Origin of the sequence: Gilliamella sp. W8128 (genome assembly GCF_016100545.1) — a bacterium.
In the GTDB taxonomy this organism is placed as follows: domain Bacteria; phylum Pseudomonadota; class Gammaproteobacteria; order Enterobacterales; family Orbaceae; genus Gilliamella; species Gilliamella apis.
Genome location: NZ_JACFSE010000007.1, coordinates 181,276 through 197,414, shown reverse-complemented (window position 1 = coordinate 197,414; position 16,139 = coordinate 181,276). Strand labels below are relative to the sequence as shown.

Genomic DNA, 16,139 nt, shown 5'->3' with positions numbered 1-16,139 from the left:
CAGATTGTCTGTTTCTTCTTTTTAAAGAGCTGACAGCGTTTTAATTTACTTCACAATTTCTTGTTTCAGTTTGCTGTCTCAAGGGTTGCGTATGTTACTCATTTCACCTGTCTACGTCAACCCCTATTTTACAAAATTTGCTTTTTTTTCTTCAAGTGATTGCTTTTTACTCAATAAAGCCATTTAAAAGGTTATTTTTAGCTGTTTAATAGCATTAACCGCTTTTTTAACCGCATTTTCTACAGTTGGCGCTTTAGCTAATGCAACTCCCATTCTTCTTATACCTTTTACTTCAGGTTTACCAAATAAACGTAGATCAGTGTCTGCTTCACTTAGTACTTTATCTAAATTAGAGAATGCAACTTTGTCAGAATCACCATTTGCGATTAACACTGCTGATGCACTAGCACCATATTGTTCTATTAAAGGTATTGGTAATCCTAAAATCGCTCTAGCATGTAATGCAAACTCAGAAAGATTTTGCGATATTAATGTTACCATGCCGGTATCATGTGGTCGTGGAGATACTTCACTAAACCAGACTTGATCACCTTTCACAAACAATTCAACGCCAAATAATCCATAACCACCTAAAGCTTCGGTTATTTTGGTAGCAATATCTTTCGCTAAAGACAATGCATTAGCCGACATCGGCTGAGGTTGCCATGATTCTCGATAATCACCATTTTCTTGCCGATGACCAATAGGCTGGCAATATGAAACACCACTTATATGTCTAACGGTTAATAACGTTATTTCATAATCGAAGTCAACAAAGCCTTCAATAATAACTTTACCACTTCCGGCACGACCACCTTCTTGAGCATATTTCCATGAAGATTCAATATCAGCTTCACTTCTTAATAAAGATTGCCCTTTACCAGAAGAACTCATAACCGGTTTAACTAAGCAAGGAAAACCGATTTCCTTAACCGCAAGTTTATATTCGCTTTCAGTTGCAGCAAACCGATATGGAGAGGTTGGTAATTTAAGTTCTTCAGCAGCAAGACGACGAATACCTTCACGATTCATGGTTAATTGCGTCGCTTTAGCGGTGGGAATAACAGTAAATCCGGCTTCTTCTAATTCGACCAAGGTGTCAGTAGCAATTGCTTCTATTTCAGGAACAATATAGTCAGGTTTTTCAGCCTCGATAACTTTTCTAAGTTCATTACCATCTAGCATATTAATAATATGACAACGATGGGCTACTTGCATAGCGGGGGCATTGGCATAACGATCAATAGCAATAACTTCACAGCCAAAACGTTGTAATTCAATAACAACTTCTTTGGCTAATTCACCGGCTCCACAAAGTAATACTTTGGTAGCACTTGATGAAAGTGGTGTCCCTATTTTTGCCATAGTATCCTCTTAGAGATTTAATGATTATACTTTATTAACAAGCAAAAAATAAAAAATCGGGATAGTTACCCCGATTTTCTGTATGCTAAATTACACCAAATATGGATCACGTAAAATCATAGTTTCACTTCGATCCGGTCCAGTTGATATAATGTCAATTGGTGTTTCAGTTAATTCTTCAATTCGTTTAATATAAGCTTTAGCTGCAGGTGGCAATGCGTCATAACTTTTGACACCAAAAGTTGATTCACTCCAGCCAGGCATAGTTTCATATACTGGTTTGACTAAACTCCAATCTTCAGCTGCTGCTGGTGCATTTTGGATAACATCACCATTCGGTAATTGATAACCAACACAGATTTTGACTTCTTTTAGTCCATCTAAAACATCCAGCTTAGTTAAACAAAAACCTGAAACAGAGTTAAGTTGCACCGCTTTACGTACTGCAACAGCATCAAGCCAACCGGTACGACGACGACGGCCGGTAGTTGCACCAAATTCGTTACCTTGCTTACAGAGATATTCACCAACGTCATCAAATAATTCCGTTGGGAAAGGACCTGCACCAACACGAGTTGAATAAGCTTTAACAATACCTAATACATAACCAACATAACGAGGACCAAAACCAGATCCTGTTGCTACGCCACCAGCAGTAGTATTTGAAGAAGTTACATAAGGATAGGTACCATGATCGATATCAAGTAAAGTACCTTGTGCACCTTCAAACATGATTCTTTCGCCATTTTTACGCGCATTTTCAAGTAATGTAGGAATATCAGCAATCATTGCCACCAAAATATCAGCAATCGCTAATGTTTCATCAAGTACTTTCTGATAATCAACAGCTTCTGATTGATAGTAATTGACTAAATGGAAATTATGATATTCCATAACTTCTTTTAATTTTTCAGCAAATGCCTGACGATCACGCAAATCTCCAACACGCAATCCTCGACGAGCAACTTTATCTTCATATGCTGGACCAATACCGCGACCGGTGGTACCAATTGCTTTATTACCACGAGCTTTTTCTCGGGCTTGGTCTAATGCTATATGGTAAGGCAAAATTAAAGGACATGATTCTGAAATAAGTAGCCTTTCTTTCACTGGAATACCATTATCTTCAAGCTCTTTCATCTCTTTCATAAGTGCTTCAGGACAAAGTACAACACCATTAGCAATAATACTTATGACATCATTATGCAAAATACCAGATGGTATTAAATGCAATACTGTTTTTACACCATTAATAACTAAAGTATGACCAGCATTATGTCCGCCTTGATAACGTACTACATATTTGGCTTTTTCTGTGAGTAAATCAACAACTTTACCTTTGCCTTCATCACCCCATTGTGTACCTAGCACAACAACATTATTACTCATAGTTTATTTACTCATTGTATTATTTGTTAGACTTTAATTTCATGTATTGGAAAAATTCACTATCAGGGCTAATGACCATAACATCATTACCTGTAAAGCTTTGTTCATAAGCTTTTAAACTACGAATAAAGCTAAAAAACTCAATATCTTTACCAAAAGCGTCAGCATAAAGTTTAGCAGCATTGGCATCACCTTCACCGCGAATTGAACGGGATTGACGTTCGGCTTCTGATATGATTTTAGTTTTTTCAAATGTAGCTTCGGCTCTTATTTCCTCAGCTTGTTTGATACCATCATAACGTTTGTCACGAGCAATAACTTCACGTTCAGCTCTCATGTTTGCATAAATCGATTCAGAGACTTCAGCAGGGAAGTTAATTTGTTTAATTCGAACGTCAATTACATCAACACCGAAAGCCCTTAAACTGGTTTTACTGTTTTCAGGATCTTTTTTCGCATCAGTAACTAATTTATCAATCGGTAAATTTTCTTCACCCTCTTGTGATGAACCATTTAACGAATCTTTAACTCGCGCCATTAATGAATTTCTTGATTTGGTATCGGCATTAGAATCATTAATGATATCTCGATTATTTAGTTTACCAATCTCAGAACGTAAACGACCATTTAAGCGAGCTAAAATTAAGTCATTAACATCATTACCACCAGCAATAGTTTCGTAATAACGGTTAAAATCAACAATTTTCCATTGCACAAAATAGTCCACAATCAGTTCTTTCTTTTGTACATTAAAAAAACGTTGTTCATTATTATTATTTGAACTATTGGTAGTTTGGATTTTGGCATCAATAGTTTTAACGCTATCGATTAATGGCATTTTAAAATGTAAACCAGGTTCAGATAAACCAATAATTTTATTAAAACGTAAAACGACACCACGAGTACCCTCTTCTATTACATAGATACTTGAAAAAAGTACGCCAATTAAAATTAAAACTATAGGAATCAATAATTTTCGCATATTCTTTTTTCTCCTTATCGACCCATAGTCCGTCTAGTGCGATTATTAGAATTATTATTAGTAGTAGTTGAGCTATGATTTTCTGCTTCAACACCATTTTGTTGAGCACTTTCTGCATCTAAAGGATTTGGCAGATTAATATTATAATCACTATCAGAATTTGCTGTAGTTGATTCAGATGATTGCTCATTTTTATTTTTTAATAATTGTTCTAACGGTAGTACTAATAAATTACCACTCTTATCATTAACAATAACTTTTTGCGTTTTAGCTAATATTTTTTCCATCGTTTCGATATATAAACGATCTTTAGTAATTTCGGGCGCAGCTTTATATTGCGGTAACAATTTTTCAAACCGAGCAACATCACCAATTGCTTCTAATTCTACTTTTACTTTATAAGCATTGGCATCCGCTAGAATGGTCGCCGAACGACCTTCAGCTTGCTGAACTAATTGGACTTTATCTGCTTTAGCTTGTTTTATTTCACGTTCACTATCATTTTGAGCTCTAATTGCATCAGCATAAGCATCTTGTACCTCTACAGGAGGACGAGCAACTTGGAAGTTAAGATCGACAATAGTAATCCCCATATCATAATGAGAAATAACATTATTTAATTCATCTTTAGTACTATCTTCTAAATCTGAACGACCATCTGAAATGATAGCATCAATGTTAGAACTACCTACTGAAGTCCTAAGTGCACTATCCGCAGCTTGACGTAAACTATCTTCAACATTAGTCACATTAAATAAATATTTAACTGGATCACTAATACGATATTGTACGTTCATTTCAACAAAGACTAAGTTTTCACCTTTTTCACTTGTTGTAATGATATCGCCATGCACATTGAAATTATAAGTACCTTGCGTATCGACTTTATAAACTTTATCAATGAATGATGGATTCCAATTCAAACCAGGTTGAATAATTTCAGGTTGAACTTGCCCAAAACGAGTTATCACACCTCGTTGATTTTGTTTGATAGTATAAAAACCACTTACCGCCCAAATTAGGATAAGAACAACTATCACTGCCAAAATAATTTTTGAACTATTCATTGATAGCTTAATATCAGAAGGTCCTCGATTATTACCTGAACTCCCTTTTTTGAAGAGATCTTTAATTTGGTCGAATATTCCTCCCGTCGAATTGGAAGGTTTCTTATTATTTCCCCATGGGTCGTTATCTTGTCCGTTATTACCGGGCTGATTCCACGCCATATTTTATATGCTCCATTTAACAATTAGTTGTTATTTTGCGTATTGATTAAGTATAACAGATCTGGCTCTTGTTTACAGAGGCGATTCCATTCAATTAAAGGCATTCTTATATTTAGCTGAAAACTGCCGTCATCTTTAATGACTTCATGTTCCACCGCATTTAATTTATATAAACGGCTTCTAAGTTTTGCTAGATGGATAGGCAAGTTTAATTGACAAACTTGAATCTTACCGGCAAGCCTTTCTTTTAATGCAGTAAATAAGAGCTCTAATCCTAAACTATTTTGTGCTGAAATCCAAACTCGAATTGGCACACCATTTTCATCACGATCAATACTTGGTTGCTTACCTTCGATTAAATCAATTTTATTCATTACCAACAAAGTAGGAATATCATGGGCATCAATTTCAAGTAAAACTTCATCAACAGCTTGAATATTATCTAATAAATTAGGATCAGCAGCATCTACAACATGTAATAGCAGTGATGCTTCTTGTGTTTCAAGTAAAGTCGCTTTAAAAGCAGCAACCAGATCATGAGGTAAATGACGAATAAATCCAACCGTATCAGCTAAAACAACTTCGCCAACATCATCAACCATAATGCGTCTTAAGGTTGGATCTAGCGTAGCAAATAATTGATCGGCAGCATAAACATCAGCATTAGTTAGTGCATTAAATAGTGTCGATTTGCCAGCATTGGTATAACCAACTAGTGATACCGTTGATAAATCTGCTTTTTGTCTAGATTGACGATTTTGATTGCGTTGTTTTTCAACTTTGGCAAGTCTTGATAAGATTAACTGAATACGATGACGAATTAATCGTCTATCGGTTTCTAGCTGAGTTTCTCCAGGACCTCGTAAGCCTATACCACCTTTTTGACGTTCTAAGTGAGTCCAACCTCGAACTAAACGTGTTGACAGATATTGTAATTGCGCTAATTCAACTTGCAACTTACCTTCATGGGTTCGAGCACGTTGAGCAAAAATATCCAGAATCAATCCTGTTCTATCGACTACACGACATTCACATAGTTGTTCTAAATTTCGTTCTTGAGTTGGGGTTAAGGTATGATTGACTAGAATAACTGAAGCATTCAGTTCTTTTACTTTATCGGCAATTTCTAACGCTTTTCCTTCACCAATAAAATATTTAGCTTGCGGAGACTTTCTTGAGGTTGTCACAATATCGAGAATTTCAATTTGAGCAGAAGAAACAAGTACTTCAAACTCTTTTAAATCCTCGATATCGCTTTCTTGAGGGAAGAATACATGGACTAATAAAGCAGACTCGCCGCCTTTATATCGCTCAAACAATCACATTCTCCACTCAAATAATTAGCTTTCGCTTTCCTCTTCAGGCTGAGATACTAAACCAGAAATTGGTCTTGAAGGAACAACAGTAGAGATTGCGTGTTTATATACCATTTGACTAACAGTATTTTTTAATAAAATAACAAACTGATCAAATGATTCAATTTGTCCTTGTAATTTAATACCGTTAACTAGATAAATTGATACTGGAATATGCTCGCGACGAAGCAAATTCAAATAAGGATCTTGTAATGACTGCCCTTTTGACATGAGTTTATCCTTTAAGATGAAATAAAAATATAAAGATAAAATAAATATACAATCGAAATGATGATTTATACGATTGCAACATAACATACTTATGTAGTATTTATCAAAATAACATAAAAAACCCAGCTCTTAAACTAATCAACTACAATTTATGCACAAATAACTAAAAATTTAAAAAATTAACGAAATTCATACAAAAAAACATACATGATAGATATTGTAAATTTAGAAAGGTTTCCTAAATGAAAAATTTCTGTTTATTATTATAATCAAATAGAAAAAACGCTAATACCTATTGCTGTAATTTATAATTTAAAAAATATGCTTAAAAACAGTATCTTTATTATCTTGATTTAACCATGTTATCGGTTGTTTCCAGCCTCTTAGCCAAGTAATTTGCCGTTTCGCTAATTGACGAGTAGCACAAATACCTTTGAACACCATCTCATCATAACTAGTATCGCCATTGAGATATTCCCACATTTGACGATAGCCTACACAACGGATAGAAGGTAAATTGGTATGCAGATCAGAACGCTGCATAAGTGTTTTTACTTCTTCTTCAAAACCTTGATCTAACATCTGTAAAAAACGTTGCTCAATACGTTGATGTAACTCAGCTCGATCTTCCGGCATAATAGCTAGCTGTATAATGTCATAAGGTAATGCTTCACCACTTTCTTGGGTAAGCTCAGTTAAACTTTTACCAGAAATGAGATAAACCTCTAATGCACGATTAAGCCGTTGCGGATCATTTGGATGAATTCGCTGAGCTGACACTGGATCAACCTTTTTTAACTCCTCATGAATCGCTTGCCAACCTAATTTATTGGCTTTTTCTTCAATTTGTTGCCGTATATCGCTATCCGCAGCAGGAAGAGGTGAAAGCCCGTCAATTAAAGCTTTAAAATACAGCATTGTTCCACCAACCAGTAATGGCGTTCGACCATTACTTAACGATTTTTCAATTTCTTCAATCGCATCATGCCGAAAATTAGCTGCCGAGTAACTTTCAGCTGGATCGCAGATATCAATCAATTTGTGAGGATATTTTTGCTGTTCTTGTTTAGTTGGTTTGGCACTACCAATATCCATACCACGATAAATAAGCGCCGAATCAACACTAATAATATCAATCGGATATTTGTCATAAAGTTCCATGGCAAAAGCCGTCTTACCGGATGCAGTGGGCCCCATTAATGAAATAATTTTTGCTTTATTCATGATAAAATTGATTGTGATAAAGATTGAAGATCAATCGGATACAAAAACGTATCTTTTTTTAATAAATTAATATCTATCTGTTCTAGTTGTGCTAATAATTGGATAGCTTTGGTTACGCTCCAACTCTCCACATAATTATCACTACTATTTTCTGCCAACCACATTGCAATTTGCGTAGGATCGATAACAGACGATTGATCAGATAAAAGAAAATCAATTAAACTTGGTAATAATTGTTGCCAATTAGTAGTTCGCAACATTTTCGGCACATTATGCAAATGAAATTTGGCTTTATCAATATAAAAATCAAATCCTAAAAAATTTAATTGCGGTCGATAATCACTTAATACTTGTTGTTCTTTTTGATTGACTAAAATTGTTAGTGGAATCAGTAATTTTTCTGACTCTTGAGATAATAATTTTATTGCTTTTACTTTTTGCTCAGCAATATTTAACTTCATAAGCATAAATGTTTGCTGACTATCTTGCAATTTTTCAAGCAAAGCTATATCAGGTTGAATAACGGTTAATACTCGACCAAACTGTACTAATGAAGAACTATCAAGTTGCTGTTGCAGTGATTGTAATGGTACATTTCGTTTAGGAAATAACCCCTCAATAACCGCTTGTTGTGGTGCAGTTATTGAATCATTATCATCGGCTAACGGCAACTGATTAGATTGCGTTTTCTCAATTTCAAAGCTTGGTTTAGTATCAATTAACTGACCATAAATTGCATTTTCTTTAACATGATTAATCGGTTTTTTAGGTAATACGTTAGTCGTAGAATAGCTTTTAGGCTCCGCAGTTATTTTTTGATTAAAAATATTTTCACCAGCAGCTTGTCGATTAGGTGTTATTATCAATTTTTCATCATCGGCAAGCTGTTGGCTTGATTCAAGAGCCATAACAATAGCTTGATAAACAAAATCATGTACTAATCTTGCTTCATGAAAACGTACTTCGTGTTTAGCAGGATGAACATTAACATCAACCTGTTTAGGATCGATTTGTAGAAAAACCACATAACTTTGTTGTTCATTAGTTCGACTAATATAAGCTTGGCGCAGCGCATGATTAATTAATTTATCTTTTATTACTCGACCATTAACATAAAAATATTGCAGATCACTAATTTCATTACTTGCTACCCACCCTTGAATTAACAAATCATCATGTTGCCAATCTAATTTTACTGCTTTTTGCACAAATGTACGTCCACAAACCAATTCAACACGTTTTTCAAGTGCAGATGCTCGATACTGTTTAATTAGTTTTCCATTATGTTGCAGATTGAAAGAGATATCAGGTCTAGCTAGAGCTATACGCCTAACAAATTCTTCAATATGCATAAATTCAGTTTTTTCAGTTTTTAGAAAACGACGTCGAGCAGGCGTGTTATAAAATAAGTCCAGAACTTCAACCGAGGTACCAACAGGATGTGCCGCAGGTTTAATGGTTGGTTTCATATCTCGACCTTCAGCATAAACTTGCCATGCCTCAGATTGATCGGCGGTACGTGACGTTAAAGTTAACCTAGCTACAGAACTAATACTGGCTAACGCTTCACCACGAAAGCCTAGGCTCATTATAGTATCTAAATCATCCAATGAACTAATTTTACTAGTCGCATGGCGAGCTAAAGCTAATGCTAATTCGTCTTTAGCAATACCACCACCATTATCACGAATACGAATTAATTTACTACCGCCTTGTTCAATATCGATATCAATTTGCGTACTACCTGCATCAATGCTGTTTTCGACTAACTCTTTAATTACCGATACAGGCCGTTCTACCACTTCACCAGCAGCAATTTGATTAGCTAGTTGCGGTGATAGAATTTGAATTGCCATTAATGCTGTTCTCCAAAATTAGGATTTTTTTTGACATAATTTTTTATGCCTTGATAAATCAGTTTAGCGATCTTGTCTTGATGAGCATTACTAGCCAGCAAACTTTCTTCAGCTTGATTAGTAATAAATCCAACCTCAATCAATATTGAAGGGATATCAGGTGAACGTAATACGCCTAAACTAGCATGTTCAGGTACACCTTTATGCAATTTAATAACCCCTTTCATCTCTTTTAAAACCTGACTAGCAAGTTCATAACCAACACGCTGCGAATAAGAGAATTGTAAATCGAGTACTGCTTGGCTTAAATTTTGGTCGTGATCATCACTTAATGCATCACCAGCGCCACCTAATAACTGTGACTGTTTTTCATCCTGTTCCAGCCAACGCCCCAATTCAGTATCAGCGCGTTTAGTAGATAATACCCAAATTGATGCACCAGAAGCATTACGATTCGGTGCGGCATCAGCATGGATAGAAATTAACAAGTTCGCTTTATTTTTACGCGCAATATCAGAACGCTGAGGAACTGAAATAAAATTATCCGTATTGCGGGTTAAAACCCCTTTAAAATTAGGATCTTTATTTAATAAATTAGTTAATTTTTTAGCTATCGATAACGTTACATTTTTTTCATATAAATCATTTTTACCAACAGCACCAGAATCCTTACCACCATGTCCAGCATCGACGGCAATAACAACTTTTGCCGCATAAGCTGAACTACATAGTAATAATAATATAAAAAAAGTTAATATTTTCTTCATTGTTTTTTCGCTAATTTTTATAGTAATGGAGTGATAATAGCTTGGCCTTTTTCACTATTCGCTTGCACACTAACCGTACGTTCAAGTGCTGAATAGGCCAAATGAATTTCAATATCAGCAGCAGGTAACATACCTCTTGCCTGCATAGGCCATTCAATCAAACAAATAGATCTTGAGGAAAAATATTCGCGAACGCCCATAAACTCTAACTCTTCTGGATCACCAAGGCGATATAAGTCAAAATGATAAACTGAAAATGTATCAAATTGATAAGGTTCAACTAATGTATAAGTTGGACTTTTAACATTACCTTGATGACCCAATTGTTGCAAAAAACCACGACTAAAAGTGGTTTTACCTGCGCCAAGATCACCAATCAGATAAATGACAATTGCACTATCATGATTAGATAAATAATTTAAACACTGTTTTGCCAACTGTTTACCAAACAATATTGTCTCTTGTTCGTTAGCTAATTGTTCATTGGCTAAAATAATGGGTTTCATAACGAATTCTTTGCTCAATAAATAGCCCTTATTATATACTAATAACCATTAAAGATGTACCAACTAAGATTAAGTTGAATTTTTACCGAAAAAATTTTGAGGAACGGGGTTTTTTAAGGGTAAATTTGACGCTAAAAGAGGAAAAATGTTACATACCATTGCAACAGCGAACCAATCAACAATCGATCCAACGTTAATTTCAGCGCAAGATGCCGTACTATTTTGGCAAAATGGTGTAATTATGTGTTGTCAAGATAACCCTACATTAAATACTATTTTGCAAAACACCCATCATTGTTATGTACTTGATAACGACATTAATGCTCGAGGCTTAGGCGACCTAATTGATTCAAGAGTTAAAATTATCAACCTGCAACAGGTTATTGATTTAACAGTTAACTATTTTCCGCAAATGAATTGGGAATAATTTTGCTATTTTCGATAAAAGCTAATTTATCTATCACAGCAAATAAGCGATATTCATTGTAATAACATTATTAATTCTATTGTTGCCAATTTGCAAATAGTCTTACCTGAGTTTAATATAAATTTTAATGATATTGGGTAAACATACAAATTTGATGGCAAACTTATTAACTCTACTAGAAATTAATCGACTATTACAAAAAGGTGAAGTTGTTGCTTATCCAACTGAAGCCGTTTTTGGTTTAGGTTGTGATCCTGACAGTGAATCAGCAGTGTATAAACTGTTAAATCTAAAACAACGTTCAGTTGATAAAGGATTGATTTTAATTGCCAGTCATTATCAACAACTGATCCCTTATATTGATCAATCGGCAGTAACGAAAGAACAAATACAAATGGCGTTTAACAGTTGGCCGGGACCAAATACCTGGATTTTTCCCAAGAATACTAATACCCCTAATTTTTTAAGTGGAAAATATCAGTCGATTGCTGTTCGTGTTACCGATCATCCTTTAGTTTGTAAATTATGTGATTTATTTGCTAAGCCATTAGTTTCAACCAGTGCCAATCTTTCTGGCCATCCAGCTTGTAAAACAGCGTTAGAAGTGGCTAACCAATTCGGTAATAATTTTCCCATTTTAGCTGGTCAAACAGGCAATCGTTCACAACCGTCAATCATTCGCGATGTGCTAACTGGCACTATCATTCGACAGGGGTAATATTATGCAAAATTTATATATTGGTGTAATGTCGGGTACCAGTATGGATGGAGTAGATATCGCATTAGTTGATATCAGCAATGGAAAAATTACCGCTATTGCTAGTGATTGCTATCCAATGCCAAACGAAATTAAAACTCGATTATTAACGCTTTGTAATAGTAAACAAACATCATTACAAGATTTAGGCGAACTCGATCATCAACTCGGCATACTTTACGCTAAAAGTATTAATCAATTTATAAAACAAAATAATATTGATAACAAACAAGTTAAAGCGATTGGCTGTCATGGACAGACTATTTATCATTCGCCGAATGGTGCTAATCCATTTACTATGCAAATAGGTGATGCCAATATCATCGCCGCCCAAACAGGCATTACGACTATTGCCGATTTTCGTCGTAAAGATATGGCTTATGGTGGTCAAGGTGCGCCATTAGTTCCTGCTTTTCATAAAGCAATATTTTTAAACCCAGCAATTAACTGTGTAGTGTTAAATATTGGCGGTATCAGTAATATTTCTGTGTTAATACCAGACCAATCAGTGATTGGCTACGACACTGGTCCTGGTAATGTACTGCTTGATGGTTGGATAAATAAAAGCCTCGGAACAAGCTATGACAAAGATGGTTTATGGGCAAAATCAGGTAAAGTAAATCAAAACTTATTAAGTGCATTATGTAATGAAGATTATTTCCAATTACCCGCGCCAAAAAGTACTGGCAGAGAATTATTTAATTTAGCTTGGCTGATGCAAAAATTAACTGACTTTGCTTTAAATGGCCAAGATATTCAAGCGACATTGGTAGAATTTACTGCTACCACAATTGCCCAAGAGATTAATAAATTATCAATAAAAATGCATTTACCATGTCAATTGTTAGTCTGTGGAGGTGGCGCAAAAAACCCACTCATTATGGAACGCTTATCAATATTATTACCCAAATGGCAAGTTTTAACGACTGATGTTAAAGGGGTGAACAGTGATGATATGGAAGCGATCGCTTTTGCTTGGCTTGCTTATTGTAGAATAAATAATATTCCATCCAATATTCCAGAAGTTACTGGAGCAAGCCAATCTGTATGTTTAGGGGTTATTTATCAATAACCTTCTTTTATCTACTGATTTTTATATATAAATCTAAATTAAACCAAATTTTTGCAGTGCTTTAACAATACCATCGTTATCATTATTATCGGTTATATACTCAGCTTTATCTTTCAAATCATCAACTGCATTAGCCATAGCGATTGGATGATCAACGGTTAAGAACATTTCTAAATCATTCATGCCATCACCAAATGCATAGGTAGGTACATTATCAAAACCTTTAGTTTTTATTAATTCATTAATGCCATTACCTTTCGATCCGCCATGGTTAAAGACATCAACACAATAATGAGTATTACGAATAAAAGTTAATTCAGGAAAGACTTCTCGATAAGCTGATTCACCTTGTTCACAAAGTAATAACAACATCTGAAGAGGTTCTTTTAAATAAATTTGATCATCAACAGGAGGAATTTGTAGTTTTAAAGAACGATAAAACTGTTCAGTAGCTTGATTAATTTCACTGACGCGCATTTTATTATAATTATAAAAAGACAAAGGAATATTCATCTTTTCTCGTGAAAATTCATACAATCTAGTAATAACATTTTTATCAATATTATTAGTAAATATGACTTCTTTTTCATAAATAACAACTTGGCCATTCATTGCTATAATCGAATTTATACCTGTATCTTTCATCAATTTAGCAGCTTCCATAGGTGTTCGGCCTGTTGCTATCATTGGTATAATATTATTTTGTTTTAATTTTTCAATTGCTGTATAAGAACTTGGCAACACTTCTATATTACTATCAAATAAAGTACCATCTAAATCAAAAAAAACGATAGCTTCAGGTTTTTTAGTCATTTTTATAAATCCAAAATATTTTTAATAAAAGGAATGGTTAATTTGCGTTGTTGAGCTAATGTTGCAACTTCAAATTTTTCCATTAAGGAAAACAATGTTCGCATATCGCGATTAACCCGTTTTAATAAAAACAAGCCAACTTCAGTTGATAACTCAAAACCACTCAATTGTGCTCTAAGTTGCAAAGCTTTTAGTTTATCTTCATCATTTAACTCTTTTAGCTGATAGACTTGCCCCCAAGTTAATCTTGAAGCTAAATCAGGTAAGATAAAAGGAATTTGTTTAGGCGGTGCGCAAGCAGTAATCAAAAGTTTACTAACATTTTTTTCAGTTAGACGGTTAAATAAATCAAATATTGCCTCTTCCCAATCTCGATGACCCGCTATAGCATCAATATCATCTAAACAAACCAAATCATAATTATCTAAACCTTGTAAAATTTCTGGAACCAATAACACATGTTGTTTTAATGGAATATAACTAGCTAATTTATTTTGGCTTGAAGCATGTAATAGATGCGTACGACCAGCTGCGCTTGCTGACCATATATAAAAGACATTAAAACCTTCCCTATCAAGTAAGGTTTGCAAAGAATCAAACAATAGCTGATTATCACCTACGTAGAAACTATCAAATGTTTCGTTATTAGGTAATATAAAAGGTAAAGGCAACTGTGAAAGAGTAATAAAATAACCTCACAATAAAAATACAATCGTACTAAGTATAAATTTGCTTTCACAAAAATCAATCACTTTTATAGAGAACAAAACAAGTTAGCAAAAGCAGCTATTAAAAGTCGATATATAAAAACTAGTTAATTTACAAAAAACCAAATAATAACATAGCTAAAATGCTATATAGCTATAAACTTTAACTTATTATTATTAATTAATAATAAAATAAATTATTTTCATCTTTTCTAGGAAAGAACCTTTTAGAAGGTTTCACACTATTATGCTGCTTTTTTTGTTTTAATTTAGCTACTTTTTTATTAGTAAAACGTCTTAAATCCATTCTAGCTATTTTCGGCAGATTTAAAGTTTTAAAAATTTTCTCGGCTATTTTTGCTTTTTTATTAACATTAGGTATAGATTCAATAATCATACCAATACTACAAAAAATACTACTACCAAAGAATATAGGTTTCATAAAAGAGATATATTCAGCTGTTAAATGAAGTAATTGATAGAGACTACCCCAAACTAAAATATAAAAAACATTAAAAAGAATCATAAAAGAAAGAATCAGAAATAATGTCGCTTTAGCTTGATGTATTAAATAAGCTATTCGTCCTTTACTGCAATTAGGACATATACTAATAATCCTTTCATCAGGTTTAGCTAAAGCATAAAGTTCATAATGATCTTCTTGCCACTGCGCTATAACAGCAACTTCTTCACCCGCTTGAAAAGGGCAATCACCTATCCAACCTCGATAAATAACACCATCAATTTGAACATTAACAAAATTAGCCTTAATTAAAAAAGGATTAACTTGTTTTGCTAAAACACGCTTCCTAAATTTCTCAAAATTGGACTCAAGAGATCTAACAACATGAATACGAGCATTAATTATCCTATTTTCAACTGCACTTTTAGATACAAATTCAAAATAATTATACTCTTCTTGTAAATCTATACGTTCTATTATTCCTTTAATGTAGACAAATTCAGTCTCCCAACTCGGTAAAACAGGATAAGTTGGTTGATGGCGCCAAGTACGACTGACTATCTTATTTTGAATTTTGTAGAACTGTTTAATACTCATAACAACATATTTATCTATACAACTTCTGCTATTATAAATTGTTTTTAACTAGAATCCTCTAATTAACTTAAATTGGAAAGGCTAATTTATAAACAATAAAAGATAAAAATTTAAGCAATTAAACTTATTTTTTGTGGATAACTCTGTGATAAACAACGATCATAAGCTGTTATAATCGCATTAATAACCTTAATTTAAATCAAGATTGTGGATAAATAAGATAGTTATAAACAAGTTTAATTAAAAAAAGATCCGATCAATTAACAGAATTAACTGATCAATAAGATCATATAAAATAAGCACAAAAATTAGTTATCAACAAAAACGATCTAACTTAATAATAGTAAAAATAAAAAGATCATATAAAAGATCTTATTTAATTTAGATCGCGATCAAAAT

At 33.7% G+C, this 16,139-nt stretch carries 15 protein-coding genes and 1 pseudogene; 3 read left to right on the top strand and 13 right to left on the bottom strand.

Translation table 11 applies throughout. From position 1 onward, the window contains the following. Nucleotides 1-183 precede the first annotated feature (183 nt). The 10 genes and pseudogenes from purT to tsaE all read right to left on the bottom strand — a co-directional run bounded on the left by purT (nt 184) and on the right by tsaE (nt 10,904). Complete coding sequence (purT, locus tag H3U97_RS09130; RefSeq protein ID WP_198198757.1) at nt 184-1,365, bottom strand: formate-dependent phosphoribosylglycinamide formyltransferase; 1,182 nt, start codon at nt 1,363-1,365, stop codon at nt 184-186. Nucleotides 1,366-1,455: 90 nt separating this feature from the next. Next, on the bottom strand, nt 1,456-2,754 hold the full coding sequence (locus H3U97_RS09125; RefSeq protein ID WP_198198756.1) for an adenylosuccinate synthase: 1,299 nt from the start codon (nt 2,752-2,754) through the stop codon (nt 1,456-1,458). 19 nt (nt 2,755-2,773) lie between these two features. Beyond that, nucleotides 2,774-3,736, bottom strand: coding sequence for a protease modulator HflC (hflC, locus tag H3U97_RS09120; protein WP_065579016.1), 963 nt, complete (start codon nt 3,734-3,736; stop codon nt 2,774-2,776). A 14-nt stretch (nt 3,737-3,750) separates the two neighbouring features. Then, nucleotides 3,751-4,965: an FtsH protease activity modulator HflK gene (gene hflK, locus H3U97_RS09115; protein WP_198198755.1), complete on the bottom strand. Its 1,215-nt coding sequence runs from the start codon at nt 4,963-4,965 to the stop codon at nt 3,751-3,753. A gap of 23 nt (nt 4,966-4,988) precedes the next feature. Further along, complete coding sequence (hflX, locus tag H3U97_RS09110) at nt 4,989-6,284, bottom strand: ribosome rescue GTPase HflX (protein ID WP_198198754.1); 1,296 nt, start codon at nt 6,282-6,284, stop codon at nt 4,989-4,991. 21 nt (nt 6,285-6,305) lie between these two features. Continuing rightward, nucleotides 6,306-6,551, bottom strand: coding sequence for an RNA chaperone Hfq (hfq, locus tag H3U97_RS09105; protein ID WP_065555596.1), 246 nt, complete (start codon nt 6,549-6,551; stop codon nt 6,306-6,308). Nucleotides 6,552-6,863: 312 nt separating this feature from the next. Then, nucleotides 6,864-7,775, bottom strand: coding sequence for a tRNA (adenosine(37)-N6)-dimethylallyltransferase MiaA (miaA, locus tag H3U97_RS09100; RefSeq protein ID WP_198198753.1), 912 nt, complete (start codon nt 7,773-7,775; stop codon nt 6,864-6,866). After that, nucleotides 7,772-9,631 carry a DNA mismatch repair endonuclease MutL gene (mutL, locus tag H3U97_RS09095; RefSeq protein WP_198198752.1) on the bottom strand — a complete coding sequence of 620 codons (1,860 nt, stop codon included), beginning with the start codon at nt 9,629-9,631 and terminating at the stop codon, nt 7,772-7,774. Before mutL ends, miaA begins: the two co-directional genes overlap by 4 nt. Before the next feature lie 20 nt (nt 9,632-9,651). Beyond that, nucleotides 9,652-10,356: pseudogene (locus tag H3U97_RS09090) on the bottom strand (N-acetylmuramoyl-L-alanine amidase); the annotation flags it as partial. Between the two features lie 59 nt (nt 10,357-10,415). Then, nucleotides 10,416-10,904 carry a tRNA (adenosine(37)-N6)-threonylcarbamoyltransferase complex ATPase subunit type 1 TsaE gene (tsaE, locus tag H3U97_RS09085; RefSeq protein ID WP_198198751.1) on the bottom strand — a complete coding sequence of 163 codons (489 nt, stop codon included), beginning with the start codon at nt 10,902-10,904 and terminating at the stop codon, nt 10,416-10,418. 145 nt (nt 10,905-11,049) lie between these two features. Between tsaE and tusB the strand changes: the two genes are divergently transcribed. The 3 genes from tusB (at nt 11,050) to H3U97_RS09070 (ending at nt 13,160) form a co-directional block, all read left to right on the top strand. Further along, nucleotides 11,050-11,331, top strand: a complete 282-nt coding sequence (tusB, locus tag H3U97_RS09080; RefSeq protein ID WP_065579023.1) for a sulfurtransferase complex subunit TusB — start codon at nt 11,050-11,052, stop codon at nt 11,329-11,331. 154 nt (nt 11,332-11,485) lie between these two features. Next, a complete protein-coding gene (locus tag H3U97_RS09075; RefSeq protein WP_065651973.1) occupies nt 11,486-12,049 on the top strand; it encodes a Sua5/YciO/YrdC/YwlC family protein in 564 nt (187 codons plus the stop codon). Between the two features lie 4 nt (nt 12,050-12,053). Then, nucleotides 12,054-13,160: an anhydro-N-acetylmuramic acid kinase gene (locus H3U97_RS09070; RefSeq protein ID WP_198198750.1), complete on the top strand. Its 1,107-nt coding sequence runs from the start codon at nt 12,054-12,056 to the stop codon at nt 13,158-13,160. Between the two features lie 33 nt (nt 13,161-13,193). On the opposite strand, the gene H3U97_RS09065 is transcribed toward H3U97_RS09070, so the two are convergent. The 3 genes from H3U97_RS09065 to H3U97_RS09055 all read right to left on the bottom strand — a co-directional run bounded on the left by H3U97_RS09065 (nt 13,194) and on the right by H3U97_RS09055 (nt 15,740). Beyond that, a complete protein-coding gene (locus H3U97_RS09065) occupies nt 13,194-13,973 on the bottom strand; it encodes a Cof-type HAD-IIB family hydrolase (protein WP_198198749.1) in 780 nt (259 codons plus the stop codon). 2 nt (nt 13,974-13,975) lie between these two features. Beyond that, entirely contained in the window at nt 13,976-14,659 is a 684-nt protein-coding gene (hda, locus tag H3U97_RS09060; RefSeq protein ID WP_065579026.1) for a DnaA inactivator Hda, read from the bottom strand. Nucleotides 14,660-14,861: 202 nt separating this feature from the next. After that, nucleotides 14,862-15,740 carry a putative type VI secretion system effector gene (locus H3U97_RS09055; protein ID WP_198198748.1) on the bottom strand — a complete coding sequence of 293 codons (879 nt, stop codon included), beginning with the start codon at nt 15,738-15,740 and terminating at the stop codon, nt 14,862-14,864. Nucleotides 15,741-16,139: the final 399 nt, after the last annotated feature.